This window comes from Streptomyces sp. NPDC050121 (genome assembly GCF_044460385.1).
In the GTDB taxonomy this organism is placed as follows: Bacteria; Actinomycetota; Actinomycetes; order Streptomycetales; family Streptomycetaceae; genus Streptomyces; species Streptomyces soliscabiei.
On the sequence record NZ_JBITJV010000012.1, the window covers coordinates 197,867 to 212,562 of the forward strand.

The following is a 14,696-nucleotide window of genomic DNA, read 5'->3' on the forward strand; positions in this document are numbered from 1 at the left end:
GGCTCTCGCGAAGGGCGCCTTCCCTCGGCTACCGCAGAGACCGGGAAGAGCGCCACCGCATCCATCACTCTTTTTGTCCTGGGTGATTGCCGCGAAGAACGGTTCGGTCAACGGTGTCGCGCAGCAGTTCCCGCAGCTTGAGTGCCGCCGGCAGTGGGGCGGCGGGCAGGGCCAGGTGGACCGTCCGTCGCAAGGCGGGGTCGGTGAGCCGGCACAGCGCGAGTTCGGCCGGGACCGCCCAGGCGGCCAGGGAGGGGATGAGCGCCACGCCCAGGCCGGCGGCCACGTATCCGAACTTGCCGGTCCACTCCGCGATTCTGATGATCTTTCTGGGGCTGAAGCCGGCGCGGGCGCAGGCGTCGGCGAGCATCGTGGGGCGGTCGCCGTACGCGTCCTGGAGCCAGGCTTCTTCGCGCAGGTCGTGCAAGTCGATCGCCCCGGTTCCCGCCAGGGGATGTTCGCGGTGGAGGGCGACGAGCAACTCGTCCTCCAGCAGTGCGGCTGTCGTGATGCCGTCGGCGGACGGCAGGCCGGAGGGGTAGTCGCTGACCACGGCGAGGTCGAGCGCCCCCTCCGCGAGGCGCTGCATCAACGCGCTGCTCCGACCCTCGACCGCGACGACCTCGACGTCCGGGTTGATCCGCCGGAACTCCCGCAGAGCGGCGGGCACCAAGGAGATGTTCGCGGTCGCGAAGGCTCCCGCCCGCAGCATGCCGCCGTGGCCCGCGTGGATCATGGTCAACTCCTGTGCCGCCCGCGCCAGACGTTCCAGTACGTCCTCGGCGTGATGGTGCAGTGCCCGGCCGGCGGGATTCAGCCGCACGCCCCGGGGGAGCCGGTCGAACAACGGCCCGCCTGCCTGCTGTTCCAGTGCGGCGATGCGCCGGGACACCGCGGACTGCGTGTAGTTGAGCCGGACCGCCGCCCCGGTGAACGACCCGGTCTCGGCCACCGTCACGAGCAGACGCAGCGCGTCGATCTCAAACATGTTCCCCCTTGTGCAGATCACCCTGACACATTCCATCAGTGCATGGCTTCCATGAAATGCAGTCGCTGGTGGAATGCCTTGCTCCCTCGTAACGTCTCATGACATCGCCGGTCCGAGGGGGAAACGTGATTGATGTGCCTGTGATGCTGGCCGACCTGGAGCAGCTCGTGGTCTGCGAGTCCTTCTCGGCCGACCACGTGGCGGTGGCTCGCAGTGCCAGGGTGGTCGGTGCCCTGGGAGCGAGACTGCTGGGCTCCGTGCCGGAGTCGATCGTGATCGACGGTGTGACCCACCTGCGGTGGACCTTCGGTACCCCGCGCGTGCTGCTGCTGGGCCATCACGACACGGTGTGGCCCGTGGGCTCGCTGGAGACCCACCCGTGGTCGGTGGTCGATGGGATCGCCCGGGGCCCCGGAGTCCTGGACATGAAGGCCGGGCTGGTGCAGATGTTTTACGCGCTGGCCTCCCTGCCGTCCCCTGCCGGTGTGTGCGTGCTGGTCAACGGAGACGAGGAAGTCGGCTCCCCGACCTCCCGGGAACTGATCGAGGAGTCCGCGCGCGGCTGTGTGGCCGCCCTGGTGGCGGAGGCCGCCGCAAACGAGGCGGGCGCACTCAAGACCGCCCGCAAGGGCACCTCACGGTATGAAGTCGTGGTGCACGGCAGAGCCGCGCACGCGGGCCTGGAGCCGGAGAAAGGGGTCAACGCCGCGGTCGAGGCGGCCCACCAGGTCCTGACCCTCGCCGACCTCGAAGCCTCACCGGCTGCCAGCGGTGCCGCCTGCCCGGTTCTGGGCAGGACGACTGTCACACCCACCCTCCTGGCGGCCGGGAGCACGCTCAACACGGTGCCCGCGGTGGCGAACATATCGGTGGACGTGCGCGTGCCGACCCTGGCGGAGCAGCACCGGATCGACGATCTCATGCGGGGGCTCACCGCCCGGACACCCGGCGCCCGGCTGACCGTGTTGGGCGGCAGGAGACGGCCGCCCATGGCACCGGAGTCCTCCGCCGAACTGTTCGCCCTCGCCTCCCGGATCGCGTCGGAGCTGGGTCAGGAGCCACTGAGCGGGGCCGCCGTCGGCGGCTCGTCGGACGGCAACTTCACCGCGTCCGCGGGCTGCCCGACGCTGGACGGCCTGGGCGCCGTCGGCAGCGGTGCCCACGCGGACACCGAGCACGTGGACGTCGCCCGGATGATCCCCCGCACCCGGTTGCTGGCCCAACTCATCACCCGTACACGGCGATGGCCCGACAGATGACCGGAACACGAGCGCTCCCGCCCGGACAGCAGAAAGTGGCCCGATCCGTGACTTCCCGTCCCTCTGCCGCTCCCACCCGCCACTGCCCCAGGAGATAGAGGCCAATGACCACAACGACCCTCCAGTCGTCCGAGGTTGCCGCCCTGGCCGCCCGTCATCGACTCGGCAGACTTGAGAGCGCGTTCACCCCCAAGCGTCTCGGCAAACTGCTGTTCGCCCTCCACATCAACACGCTCGTCCACCTCTCCGTGCTTTTCCTGGTGCCCGGTCTGCTGTACTTCCGGTGGCTGCGCCGATTCCCGAATTTCAGCAGGAAGCAGGCCGCCAAGCGCCTCTATCTGTTCGAGCACGGGATGATCGTGGAGCCGCAGTTCGGGAGCGGCATGACCGCCTTCCGCTGGGAGTCCGTACAGCTCTACCAGGACATCACCCAGTTGTTCATCAACGGCATCCCCGCCCCCACCAAGTATGTCTACTCCGTGGCCGCCCCGAGCTACGGCGGCGCGGAGATGACGGGGTTCTACGAGAATCCCGAGACCTGGGGACCGTTGCTGCAGGAGGCTGTTCTCCGTGTCCAGGGGCCGGTGGTGCTGAAAGCGATTCTTGAAGGCGGGACCGTCGACTTCGGTTCACTCTCGGTCTCCCGCACGGGTGTTGCCTCCACCAAAAGCGGTCATCTCCCCTGGTCCGCCGTCAAGGAGATATCGGTCAAGGCCGGCACCGTCCACGTCATGAAGTTTGATATGCCCAACCCCTGGTCCACCGTCCCGGTCAGCTGCATCCCGAATCTCTACGTCTTCCTGGCCATCGCCAGAAACCTCACCCCGGCCAGGCAGGTCGCTTGACCCACCGATCCGAAGTCCCAGTCCTCCGGCCGGCCCGCGCATCGACGCGGACTTCGCGCGCACTTGGATGGCGCAGCCTGACACCGGCACCCCAGATATTACGATCGCCCGATGAACAGCGAACCCATCCGTCTCACCGTCCTGGGAAGCGCGACGCCATACCCGAGCGCGGACAACCCATGTTCCGGCTACCTGGTGTCGAGCGGGGATACCCGCATCTGGGTGGACGCCGGAACCGGGACGCTCGGCCCGCTCCAGCGATATGTCCCGCTGGACGAGCTCGACGCGATCTGGATTTCCCATCTGCACGCCGATCACAGCGCAGACCTGCTCACCGCCTACTACGGCGCCCTGTTCGCCGACATCCGTCTCGCCGCGCCGATCCCTCTCTACGGCCCGGCGGGAATCGCCGACCGGCTGGCCGGCTTTCTCACCAACACCCCGAACCGCAGCCCGGTCGAATCCGCCTTCGCCGTCACCGAGCTGTACGACGGGCACCGGACCACCATCGGCGCACTCCGGCTGACCAGCCGGGCGGTGGCGCATGGCATCCCGGCCTTCGCCGTCCGCATCGAGACGACAGACGCCTCGCTGGTGTATTCCGGCGACACGGCCCCCTGCACCAGCCTCGCGGAACTGGCCAAAGGCTGCGACGCGCTCCTGTGCGAGGCCGAAAGCGCACAGCCACCGACCGAAGGCGCACAGGTCCACCACACCCCCGAGGACGCCGGAGAGACCGCCGCCGCAGCCGGCGCGAACCGACTGATCGTCACCCATGTCGGCCGCTTCCTCACCCCACAGGAAGCGGTGACACGCGCCGCCACCTGCTTCACCGGCCCCATCGACTACGCCGCCCCCAGCACCACCTTCACCATCCGACAAGACAGTTAAAGCCGGAATACCTCGGGACCAGCCGGTGTCAGCGGGAGCCGACGGCACCGCTTCGGTGACACCGACGAGTCATGGCTTGAGGATGGGAGCCGCACCAACCCAGCGGTGATAGGAGTTTACGTCGACGTTGCTGCCGCACACGATGGTGACGACGTGTCGGCCGGCGAAGCGGTCACGGTCTTCGAGGATCGCCGCGATGCCGAGCGCGGCCGACGGTTCGACGACGAGGCCGGCGTGGTCGAGGAGCAGCCCCATCCCGGCGATGATCGACGCCTCCTGGACCAGGACGGCGTCGTCAGCGACCAGGAGGAGGTCGTCCAGGACGGCGGGGATGGGACGCCGGCCGGCGACGCCGTCAGCGATGGTGTTGGTCGAGTCGGTGGTGACGACGCGCCGCGCGCGCCACGAGCGTGTCATCGCCGGTGCGCCCAGCGGCTGGACGCAGATCACCTCGGCTTCGGGCGCCATGGCTTTGAGCACATGACCCACGCCGGTGGCCAGCGCCCCGCCGCCGAGAGCGATCAGGACGGCGTCGAACGACGACGCAGTGTCCACCAGTTCCAGGCCGATGGTCGCCGCGCCCTCGCAGGTCTCGATGTCCAGGCTGTCTTCGACCAGCCGGATGCTGTCGCAGCGCGCGATGGTCGCCGCCCGCTCGCGAGCCAACTCGTGGTCACCGTCCACCAGTTCCAGCCTGGCGTCCAGTGCACGGATACGATCAAGTTTGGCCTTGGTCGCGAAGCGGGATGCCACGACGGTGACGTCGAGCCCTCGGCCGCGGCCCGACCAAGCGAGGGCTTGGCCAAGGTTGCCCGCGCTGGCGCACACCGCGGCTCGCGAGCCATTGTCGGCGAGCAGGCTCGCGACCACCTCGGTACCGCGGGCCTTGAAGCTGCGGACCGGGTTCGCCGTTTCGAGCTTGATGCTCACCGTGCACCCGAGGTCGGGCTCCAGCGCCTCGCAGCGGTACAGCGGAGTGTCGAGGAACATCGGGTTGATCACCCGGCGAGCCGCCCGGATCCGAGCAGTGTCGAGGCGCGTCTCCTGCATGACACAGCAGCGTAGCGCCGCCGGCACTGTGCCCTTTGAGTCTGGGATGTGCCTGCCGGAGTGCTGGTCGTACTCCGCAGAACAAGGAACTCGCCACCAGGGTCGGGCGGGCCCTGAACCGCGATGGACGGCTGCACCGACCACCGCGGGCTCACCACTGGATACGTCCGCTGCGTCCGCTGAACACAGCGGTGTCCGGTTCTCGCCGGTCTGGGTTAATTGCCTGGACTGGCGGCCTCCCCTGACGGGACAATTCCGACTTCCGAATCTCCGGGAGTGTGATGGGGACCACAGATATGCGAGGGCCGACGCCGGGCAGGAGCGCGGTCGTTCTGGCACTGCGCCGCTACGGACGAGAACTGCTGCGGCTACGACGGCTGGCCCTGCCCGCGCTGCTGCTGCCCGCCCTGGGCAACATCGGCACCCGCTACGTCGCCCCCCTGCTGATCGCCAAACTGGCAGGACAGGCCGCCGGTGACGGCGGTCTCACCCTCAGCTCGGCGCTGCCGTACGTGCTGGGCTTCGGCGTGACGCTGCTGCTCGCCGAGGCCGTGTGGCGGGTCGGGCAGCACTGCCTGAACCGCGTGGACGCCCTCGGCGTGGAACACCTGTACGTGAGCGGCATGGACGAACTCTTCGCCAAGGACGCGGCATTCTTCCACGACAACTTCGCCGGCTCCCTGACCAAGCGTGTGCTGAGCTTCGGCAAGCGCTTCGAGGACTTCGTCGACACGGTGACGTACCGGATCGTGGGGAGTCTCGTCCCCCTGGTGTTCGGTGCCGTGGTGCTGTGGAGCTACGAACCGATGCTCGTCGCAGGCCTTCTTGTGATGATCGTGCTGACCGTGGTGGCGGCGACCCCTCTGATCCGTCGTCGGCAGAGGCTCGTCAATGACCGTGAGGCGGCGATCGCCAGGGTCTCCGGACATGTCGCGGACAGCCTCATGAACATGGAGACCATCCGGGCGTTCGCGGCCGAGCGGCGGGAGGCCGACGAACACCGCAGCCGTGTCGCGGACTCCCGGCGCCTGACGCTGAGGTCGTGGGACTACGGCAATCTGCGCGTCGACACCCTGATCGCCCCCATGTCCGTGCTGACCAACGTGCTGGGTCTGTTGGTAGCCATCGCCTTCGGTGGCCCGGGCCAGGGAGTGGAGGAGGTCGTCGTCGCCTTCACCTACTACTCCAACGCGACCCAGATCATGTTCGAGTTCAACCAGATCTACCGGCGTCTGGAAAGCTCGATGACCGAGGCCGCGCAGTTCACCGAGCTGCTGTTGGATCCGCCCACCGTGCTCGACCCGACGGAACCCGAACCGCTCGCACCGAGGGACACCGGCATCCGCTTCGAGGCGGTGACCTTCGCCCACGCGGGCGCGAAGCCGATTTTCCGAACACTCGACCTGGATGTGCCCGCAGGCGCACGGATCGGTCTGGTCGGCAGGTCCGGTGGCGGCAAGACCACACTCACCCGGCTCCTGCTGCGGATGTCGGACATCGACGACGGACGCATCCTGATCGGTGGCCAGGACATCAGCCGGCTGCGCCAGACCGACCTGCGCTCACTGATCGCCTACGTCCCGCAGGAACCGGCCATGTTCCACCGCAGCCTGCGGGACAACATCGCCTTCGCCCGGCCCAGCGCCACCGATGCGGAGATCCGCGCCGCGGCCGCGGCCGCGCATGTCACGGAGTTCGCCGACCAACTCCCCGACGGCTTCGGCACCCTGGTGGGGGAGCGGGGAGTGAAACTGTCGGGCGGCCAGCGCCAGCGCGTCGCCCTCGCCAGGGCCATTCTGCGCGACGCCCCGGTCCTGCTGCTCGACGAGGCGACCAGCGCGCTGGACTCGGAGAGCGAGCTCCTCGTCCAGGACGCCCTGTGGCGGTTGATGGACGGACGTACGGCCCTCGTCGTCGCCCACCGTCTGAGCACCGTCGCCGGCATGGACCGACTCGTCGTCCTCGACCGCGGAAGCGTCGTCGAGCAGGGCGCCCACGAGGAGCTGCTCGCGGCGAACGGCGCCTACGCCAAGCTGTGGCAGCACCAGTCGGGGGGCTTCCTCGGCGAGAGCACCGAATCGGCGCTCGGACGCCCGGCCCCAGGATCCGGTCCCGGCGGACTGCCCGGACCGGCCGACCCGGCACCGGACGGGGACCGCGGGACGTCGTCGCACGCTCGTACGAGCACCGGGTCCACGTGACCGGGCGCCGCCGCTCCCGGCGGGAACGGCGGCGCCCAGGCCGGCGGTGGGGCCGGTGCAGTGGGTGTTCACAGGGCGTTTCCCTGCGTGGGCAGGGGTGGCGAGTTACGGGAGTGTGGTCCACTTCTGGTTGTTCTGGCCGGTGCAGGTCCACAGGATGACCGGGGTCCCGTTGGCGGTTCCTGCCTGGTCGGCGTCCAGGCACAGTCCGGCGTGGACGTTGCGGATCGACCCGTCGGCCTGCTTGGTCCACTTCTGGTTGTCCTGGCCGTTGCAGGGCCAGATGATGACCGGCGTGCCGTTGGCGGTGCCCTGTCCGGAGGCGTCCAGGCACTTGTCGCCGTAGACGCGGATCTCGCCTCCGGCCCAGCTGGTCCAGAGCTGGTTGGCGGCGGTGTGGCAGTCCCACAGCAGCGTCTTCGACCCGGCCGCCGTGGAGGCGCGATCCACGTCCAGGCAGCGGCCGGAGCCGGTCCCGCGCAACCGCGAGGTGGTGGCGGTCAACGGGCTGCCGCCACTCACCCGGAACACGGCGGCGCCGTGCGCGGGGACGCTCGCCGAGATCTGCCCCGACGTGCTCGATGTGCCGCCGGTCCACAGGTCGGTGAGGGTGAACGGCCCTCCGGTGAGGCCGACCTGGGCGGCCGTGGCGGTGACGGTCGCGGTGCTGCTCCCCCGGTTGAACAGGCCCACGGCGACGGAGCCGTCGGACAGGGGTTTGGCGAACACCTCGGTGTCGCCGTCGTCGCGGACCCGGCGTCCGCCCGCGCCCAGCGAGTCCTGGTTCACCGCCAGCAGGCGGGGGTTGCGCAGGATGGCGCTCACGTCGGAGGACATGGTGCGGATGTCGTTGCCGGCGATGAGGGGGGCCGAGAGCAGCGCCCACAGAGTGAAGTGCGAGCGGGATTCGGTCAGTGACAGACCGGGGCGGCCGACGACGAGCATGTCGGGGTCGTTCCAGTGTCCCGGTCCCGACTGAGCGGCCAGCGGCGCGGTGATGTCCAGGACGTTGCCGACGCCCATGGGGTAGCTGTTGGTGTTGCCGTTCTGCCAGATGTCGAGCAGGTCCTCGGTCGTCCGCCACAGGTCGGCGACCTGGCCCCAGTTGTAGGTGGCGCCGGTGATGGCGTGGAAGCTGTTGGGGTTGATGCTGTAGACGATCGGCCGGCCGGTGGCGCGCAGCGCGTCGCGCATGACGGTGAACTGCGCGACCTGATCGGCCAGGGTGCCGCTGCCGGAGCACCAGTCGTACTTGAGGTAGTCCACGCCCCAGGAGGCGAACGCGGCGGCGTCCTGGGCCTCATGCCCCTTGCTGCCGGTGGAGCCGGGGTAGGTGCCCACGCCCTGGGCGCACGTTTTCTCGTTGGGCGCCTGGTAGATGCCGAACTTCAGGCCCTTGCTGTGGATGTAGTCGCCGAGCGCCTTCATGCCGCTGGGGAACTTGGTCGGATTGGAGCGCAGATTGCCCGCCGCGTCGCGCTGCGGGTCGAACCAGCAGTCGTCGACGACGACGTACTGGTAGCCCGCGTCCTTCATGCCCGAGGACACCATTGCGTCGGCGGCCTGGCGGACCTGCGCCTCGGTGATCCCGCATCCGAAGCTGTTCCAGCTGTTCCAGCCCAGCGGGGGAGTGATCGCGGGACTGCCGGGCGCGGCCTCGGCCATCGTGCCGGCGGAGGCGGTGACGCAGGCGGAGAGCGTCAGCGCGGTGGCTGTGAGGAGACGCAGCAGTCGCCTGTGCATGGGAACCATGCAGATTTCCTTCCTGGGGGGGGGAGACAGGGCGCAAGCAGCTGGTGACCGTGCCTGTCGGGCACGGTCACCAGCTTGTGGTCGGGTGCGCGCGGGTCAGCGCTGCAGGGTGAGGACGCCCGGCCGGTACGGCAGTTGGATGTAGGGGGTGGTCGACGGTGTGCTGGTGGACAGGCCCTGGTAGAGGAACTGCAGGTTGCAGGGGTCGATGGTCATGGTCTGGTCGGGGTTGTTGCGGACCAGGTCACCGTGGCTGATGCTGTTGGTCCAGGTGGCGCCGCTGTTGGCCTTGCCCGCGAAGGGGTTGGACTCGGTGGCGGCCTGCGGGGTCCACGGTCCGTTCAGGCTGGAGGCCGTGAACGAACGGAAGAAGCGGTCCTCATTCACACCGCGCGCCTCGACGATCATGAGGTACTGGTTCTGGCCCTGGACCTTGTAGACCTGCGGCGCCTCGAACAGGTTCTTCTCCGTGTCGCTCATGACCGTGGTGTACGAGGAGCCGAAGCTGCCCGGGAAATTACCGATCGGCATGGTCGACTTGAAGATGCTGCCCTTGTCATTGGCGAAGAACAGGTACATGTTCTGGCTGTCACCGATCAGGGTCAGGTCGATCGGGGCGCCGGTGGGGAGGCTGCCGGTGAACAGCGGCTGCGGGGAGGACCAGCCGTTGGGGTTGGTGGGGTCGCTGGAGGTGCGGTAGACGAAGGGCGCCGAACCCCACTGGGACGCCAGCACCCAGATGTTCTTGGGCGCGAAGTAGAACAGTTGGGGCGCCACCGCGCCCTGGTTCATGGGGATCTGGGTGGCCGAGGCCATGTCGGACCAGTTCGTGAAGGGTGCGAACCCCGTCGATTTCCAGTTCGTTCCGTCAGAGGTGGTCGCGTAGACGAGGTGCTTGCCGTTGTACGTCACCGTGGTGAAGTCCTTCAGCGCGACCCACCCGTTCGTCGGCTGCGCCAGCGGACCCGTCGAGGCCCACTTGTACGTCGACGGAAGGGCACACGAGTTGGTCGTGCCGGACAGACCGGTCCACTTCTGGTTGTTGGCGCCGGTGCAGTTCCACAGTTGCACCGCCGTGCCGTTGGCCGTACCGCCGCCCGAGACGTCCAGGCACAGCCCGGACTCCACGGCGACGACCGTGCCGTCGGAGTTCACCCGCCACTGCTGGTTCGTGCCGCCGTTACAGGCCCAGATCACCGGCCGGGTACCGGCCGTGGTGGCGTGACCCGGTACGTCCAGGCACTTGTTGCCGTAGACGGTCAGCTGGTTGCTGTCCGTCAGCGTCCACTGCTGGTTGGACCCGCCCGTGCAGTCCCAGATCTGCACGTTCGTGCCGTCGGTCTGGCTGGCGCCCGACACATCGAGACACCGGCCGGACCCGACACCGCGCAAGGCGCCGCTGGTGGCCGCCTGAGCCGGGGCGGCGACGAGCATCGCCGCCAACGTGACCAGGGCCGCGACCGCAGCGGCGAACACCGCGGTCAGGCGTCTGCGGCTGGAGCTTCGTCTGTACATGCGGGCCTCGTGATTCCTTGAGTAGGCGGTTCCGGTCGGCCTCCGTCGGAGGCTGTACCGACAGTCGATGTGGTGCGGCCTCGACTTGTTCGCTATGTCGAACAATGGTCGGCCTGTCGAGCAAGCCGATGAAGGAGAACGGCCGAGATCTACTTCCCGGGTGGGAGGTGTCCCCGGTCATGGCGTACAGCTGTGCCCATGCCGTGAGGAAGTGCCCTTGGGGTGGGTGCGGAAGGGGAACGCCGGGCGCGCCCCAGCCGGCGCGACCCGGCGAGGAGATCCGGGGTCCGTAGGGGGCTCGGCCCCATTGATCCGCTCCGCTGATACATGGGATGGATTAACGGGTATGAGCGCATCCGTTGTCTAGTCTTGCGACTCAAATTCGTTACCCGCTGTCGGATAAGCGTCCGGCCGGCACCACGGCAGCCAAGTCGGACATTGGATGTGCCCAGAAGGGGCGCGGGATGACCGGGCGTTGGGCGGCTCGGGGTCTACGTATCCCTGCAACACGCGGGCGCTTGCCGTACCTTCGGCTCGCCTTCGGGACTGCTTCGAGCACCACGGACGCCAAGGATGATTTTGTGACGGGAGTGTTGACTGGGGCGGGTGCAGAACCTATCTTCTGGCCGGGTTTACGAACGGCGTTCGATATACCGGCAAGGTGTGGACAGGGGGTATCCCCGCACCACCAGCACCAGAGGGAGTACTCCATGAGGCCTGCGCTCACCCGTCGAACGGTCCTCGGCATGATCGCCGGCTCGGCCGCCGCCACCGTCACCGGTGTCTCGGCCGGCACCGCCCACGGCGCCGTGCCCGCGTCCCCCGGTGTGACGTACACGAACACCATCGCCGAGCAGCGGGCCGACCCGCACATCTACAAGCACACCGACGGCTTCTACTACTTCACCGCCACGGTGCCGGCGTACGACCGCATCGTGCTCCGCCGGGCCACCACGATCCAGGGGCTCACGTCGGCCGCCGAGACGACCATCTGGACCAAGCACGCCACCGGTGTGATGGGCGGCTACATCTGGGCTCCGGAGATCCACTTCATCGACGGCAAGTGGTACATCTACTTCGCCGCCGGTGACGCCAACAACGTCTGGCACATCCGGCCCTACGTCCTGGAGTGCGCGGACGCGAACCCCATCACGGGCACCTGGACGGAGAAGGGCCGTATCGCGCTGCCGCTGGACACCTTCTCCCTGGACGCGACGACCTTCGCCGTGAACGGCACCCGCTACCTCGCCTGGGCTCAGAACGACCCGGCCGTCGGCTCCGGCACCAACCTCTACATCGCACAGATGTCCAGCCCGTGGACCATCACCGGCACACCGGTCATGATCAGCCGGCCGACCGCCGCGTGGGAGACCGCCGGAGGGGCGACGGTCAACGAGGGCCCGGCCGTGCTCCAGCGGAACGGCAAGGTCTTCATGACCTTCTCCGCCAGCGCCACCAGTGCCGTCTACTGCATGGGCATGCTGACCGCGTCCGCCTCGGCCGATCTGCTCAGCGCCTCGTCGTGGGCCAAGACCGCGAACCCGGTCTTTGCCAGTAACGACGCCACCAGCCAGTACGGCCCCGGGCACAACCAGTTCACGGTCTCCGAGGACGGCACGTCCGACATCCTCGTCTACCACGACCGCAGCTACAAGGACATCAGCGGCTCCCCGCTCAACGACCCCAACCGCCGCACCCGCGTCCAGAAGATCTACTGGAAGGCCGACGGCACACCCGACTTCGGCATCCCGGTCGCCGACGGCCTCACCCCGATCCGGCTCTCCTCGTACAACTTCCCCGACCGGTTCATCCGGCACTGGGACTACCGCGCCAAGATCGAGGCGAACGTCTCCCCGCTGGCCGACTCGCAGTTCCGTGTCGTCACCGGTCTCACCGGCACCGGCACCGTCTCCCTGGAGTCGGCGAACTTCCCCGGCTACTTCCTGCGCCACAAGAACGGCGAGGTGTGGGTGGAGAAGAACGACGGGACGTCGCTGTTCGCCGGTGACGCCTCCTTCACCGCCCGGGCCGGCCTCGCGGACTCCGCCGGAGTCTCGTACGAGTCGTACAACCTCCCGGGCCGCTACATCCGCCACTACAACTACCTGCTCTACGTCCAGGCGATCAGCACGACGACCGACCGGGCCGACGCCACCTTCTACACCCAGTGAGCCACAACTGCGGCCCATTACCCCGGCGATGGCCCCGCCCCGCGTCCAGCACCGTGCTCAGCGCCGTCGCGAAGCCGCCACCAGTCGGCTGAGGCGGCCCAGGCGCGTGGTACGTGCTGGCCAACCGTGGCAGCCGCAAGGTACTCGATGCGGGCGACGCGACCACCGCCGACGAGGCGCCGGTCTGCTCACCCGGACCAACTCCCCCTGCTGACCGCCGAGGCATCCCGGGGGAGGGGGCGCCCCCCCCGTCGGCGAACGCGCCGGCGGGGCAAAGGCGTTGTCGGCCGCCGACCTCGAATCCCGCCCGGCACTCGGCGCGGCGCGGGGCCCTGGCGGGGCGCTGTTGCGATCCGGATTGGTCGGCAGCCTCGAGGGTCAGGCCTGCTGGCCCATCGTGCTTGCCCGTGGGATGAGCCGGTACGGTGCCCGGATCTCCATGCCGGGGACCGGTGTTGAGCTGCTGATCCGCTTGAGCAGGCGCTCCACGGCCGTCTTGGCTATCACGTCCTTGGCCGGCGAGATCGTGGTGACGGGCGGGTTCGAATAACGGGCGTCCTCGATGTCGTCGTAGCCGACGACCGCGACGTCCTGCGGGACGCGCAGTCCGCGTGCGGCCAACGTGTGCAGAGCCCCCAGGGCGATCAGATCGCTGTAGCAGAAGACCGCGTCCGGTGGTTCCTCGAGGTCGAGGAGGTGCGCCATGGCGGTGGCGCCGTCGGAGCGGTTGAAGCGGGGGGTGGAGATGACGTACTCCTCGCGGACGGGCACGCCGGCGCGCTCATGGGCCAGGCGAAAGCCCAGGGTGCGCAGTTGGGCGGCCTCGCCGGTGCGGTACGGCTGGTCGCCGATCGCGGCGACACGACGGCGACCGAGGCCAAGCAGGTGCTCGGTGGCCTCACGGGAGGCGGCGACGTCGTCGATGCCGATGTGGTCGAAGCCGCCGTCACTCACCCGCTCACCGAGCACGACGAGCGGAAGGCTCGCGTCGCGCTCGGACAGGTCGGGCTGGGCCAGGCCCAACGGGCTGAAGATGACGCCGTCGAAGAGCAACTGCTGGGAGCCACGGGTGAGGAACGACTTCTCGTGTTCCGCGTCGCCGTCGGTCTGGTCGATCAGGACGTTGTAGCCCTGCACCCGGGCCGCCCGGATGATGCCCTGCAGCAGTTCGGCGAAGTAGGGCGTGTCCAGGTACGGAACGACCACCGCGATCTGGCCCGAGCGCCCGGAGGCGAGGTTGCGGGCCAGCACGTTGGGCCGGTAGCCGAGCTCGTCGACGGCCTGCTGCACCCGCGCGCGAGTGGCCTCGGCGACCGGCGCGTAGCCGTTGACCACGTTGGACACAGTGCGGCTGGAGACGCCGGCCAGTGCCGCGACGTCGCGGAGTGTGACGCCGTTTGCCATAGGTCACCTTCATCCCGGAGGGGGCAATGTTGAAAGTTTCGCCCAAGCTCTTGCAGCGCGGCAATACCTCGGTTAACACTTTTGCAGCGCTGCAGAGACTAGCAGGGGCGGCCCGAGTGGATGATCGGGTACTGCATCCTCTCGCGATGCGGCGTAGTCCGTCGACGGATGTCGCGTGCCCGGTCCAGGGTGCGCCGCCGCCGGAGCCGGACGGAGGTCCGAGGTGTCGCCACGCCACGGACCGGATCCCCGGGAGTGCTTGCGGGGGAACGATCAGTAGGAGCCGCAGTGACACCAGTGACCGCTTCCGGTTCGGCAGCCGCCCGCCCTCGACAGGGCTGCCGATCCTTACTCGCCGTGGCCTAGGACGCCGGCCCTCTTTGCGTCCGAAATCTCGAACGGGATTCGTGATCAGGGCGGCGTCCGCCTGAACTAGCGGCGCCGACCGACCCGGTCGACGTCAACCCCTTCGCCACTTCCCCCCGACGTCACGCACGCCCACCCCGCCGCGTCCGTCGACGTCCGTCCCGCCCAGATCCCGGGCGGACGGCATCTCAAGTCCCCTCCGCCCGGCATATCGCGACGGCCGGCCCGGGGCCGCCGTACTCACAGGCGACCGG

At 68.7% G+C, this 14,696-nt stretch carries 10 protein-coding genes; 5 read left to right on the top strand and 5 right to left on the bottom strand.

All coding sequences use genetic code 11. The annotated features are described in order from the left end of the window. Positions 1-64: 64 nt before the first annotated feature. Complete coding sequence (locus ACIBTS_RS20450) at positions 65-988, bottom strand: LysR family transcriptional regulator (protein ID WP_399321017.1); 924 nt, start codon at positions 986-988, stop codon at positions 65-67. 143 nt (positions 989-1,131) lie between these two features. Between ACIBTS_RS20450 and ACIBTS_RS20455 the strand changes: the two genes are divergently transcribed. From ACIBTS_RS20455 to ACIBTS_RS20465, 3 genes are all read left to right on the top strand, one after another. Beyond that, complete coding sequence (locus tag ACIBTS_RS20455) at positions 1,132-2,247, top strand: M20 family metallopeptidase (RefSeq protein WP_399321099.1); 1,116 nt, start codon at positions 1,132-1,134, stop codon at positions 2,245-2,247. Positions 2,248-2,351: 104 nt separating this feature from the next. Beyond that, a complete protein-coding gene (locus tag ACIBTS_RS20460; protein ID WP_399321018.1) occupies positions 2,352-3,092 on the top strand; it encodes a DUF6585 family protein in 741 nt (246 codons plus the stop codon). Positions 3,093-3,203: 111 nt separating this feature from the next. Then, a complete protein-coding gene (locus ACIBTS_RS20465; protein ID WP_399321019.1) occupies positions 3,204-3,983 on the top strand; it encodes an MBL fold metallo-hydrolase in 780 nt (259 codons plus the stop codon). 69 nt (positions 3,984-4,052) lie between these two features. Here ACIBTS_RS20465 and ACIBTS_RS20470 read toward each other — a convergent pair whose 3' ends face one another. Then, positions 4,053-5,033, bottom strand: coding sequence for a threonine/serine dehydratase (locus tag ACIBTS_RS20470; protein ID WP_399321021.1), 981 nt, complete (start codon positions 5,031-5,033; stop codon positions 4,053-4,055). A 281-nt stretch (positions 5,034-5,314) separates the two neighbouring features. Here ACIBTS_RS20470 and ACIBTS_RS20475 point away from each other — a divergent pair, with 281 nt between their 5' ends. After that, positions 5,315-7,234: an ABC transporter ATP-binding protein gene (locus ACIBTS_RS20475; protein ID WP_319674119.1), complete on the top strand. Its 1,920-nt coding sequence runs from the start codon at positions 5,315-5,317 to the stop codon at positions 7,232-7,234. Positions 7,235-7,339: 105 nt separating this feature from the next. Here the strand turns inward: ACIBTS_RS20475 and ACIBTS_RS20480 are convergent, their stop codons facing one another. Next, positions 7,340-8,986 (bottom strand): glycoside hydrolase family 27 protein, encoded by a 1,647-nt coding sequence (locus ACIBTS_RS20480; RefSeq protein WP_399321022.1) that lies wholly within the window; start codon positions 8,984-8,986, stop codon positions 7,340-7,342. A 96-nt stretch (positions 8,987-9,082) separates the two neighbouring features. Continuing rightward, positions 9,083-10,501: a non-reducing end alpha-L-arabinofuranosidase family hydrolase gene (locus ACIBTS_RS20485; RefSeq protein WP_399321024.1), complete on the bottom strand. Its 1,419-nt coding sequence runs from the start codon at positions 10,499-10,501 to the stop codon at positions 9,083-9,085. 746 nt (positions 10,502-11,247) lie between these two features. Between ACIBTS_RS20485 and ACIBTS_RS20490 the strand changes: the two genes are divergently transcribed. Beyond that, on the top strand, positions 11,248-12,672 hold the full coding sequence (locus tag ACIBTS_RS20490; protein ID WP_399321100.1) for a family 43 glycosylhydrolase: 1,425 nt from the start codon (positions 11,248-11,250) through the stop codon (positions 12,670-12,672). Between the two features lie 378 nt (positions 12,673-13,050). Here ACIBTS_RS20490 and ACIBTS_RS20495 read toward each other — a convergent pair whose 3' ends face one another. Continuing rightward, on the bottom strand, positions 13,051-14,076 hold the full coding sequence (locus ACIBTS_RS20495) for a LacI family DNA-binding transcriptional regulator (RefSeq protein ID WP_399321026.1): 1,026 nt from the start codon (positions 14,074-14,076) through the stop codon (positions 13,051-13,053). Between the last annotated feature and the right edge of the window lie 620 nt (positions 14,077-14,696).

Coding starts and splice junctions, on each gene's coding strand:
- ACIBTS_RS20450 (WP_399321017.1), bottom strand. CDS start 988: ATGTTTGAGATCGACGCGCTGCGTCTGCTCGTGACGGTGGCCGAGACC.
- ACIBTS_RS20455 (WP_399321099.1), top strand. CDS start 1,132: ATGCTGGCCGACCTGGAGCAGCTCGTGGTCTGCGAGTCCTTCTCGGCC.
- ACIBTS_RS20460 (WP_399321018.1), top strand. CDS start 2,352: ATGACCACAACGACCCTCCAGTCGTCCGAGGTTGCCGCCCTGGCCGCC.
- ACIBTS_RS20465 (WP_399321019.1), top strand. CDS start 3,204: ATGAACAGCGAACCCATCCGTCTCACCGTCCTGGGAAGCGCGACGCCA.
- ACIBTS_RS20470 (WP_399321021.1), bottom strand. CDS start 5,033: ATGCAGGAGACGCGCCTCGACACTGCTCGGATCCGGGCGGCTCGCCGG.
- ACIBTS_RS20475 (WP_319674119.1), top strand. CDS start 5,315: ATGGGGACCACAGATATGCGAGGGCCGACGCCGGGCAGGAGCGCGGTC.
- ACIBTS_RS20480 (WP_399321022.1), bottom strand. CDS start 8,986: ATGGTTCCCATGCACAGGCGACTGCTGCGTCTCCTCACAGCCACCGCG.
- ACIBTS_RS20485 (WP_399321024.1), bottom strand. CDS start 10,501: ATGTACAGACGAAGCTCCAGCCGCAGACGCCTGACCGCGGTGTTCGCC.
- ACIBTS_RS20490 (WP_399321100.1), top strand. CDS start 11,248: ATGATCGCCGGCTCGGCCGCCGCCACCGTCACCGGTGTCTCGGCCGGC.
- ACIBTS_RS20495 (WP_399321026.1), bottom strand. CDS start 14,076: ATGGCAAACGGCGTCACACTCCGCGACGTCGCGGCACTGGCCGGCGTC.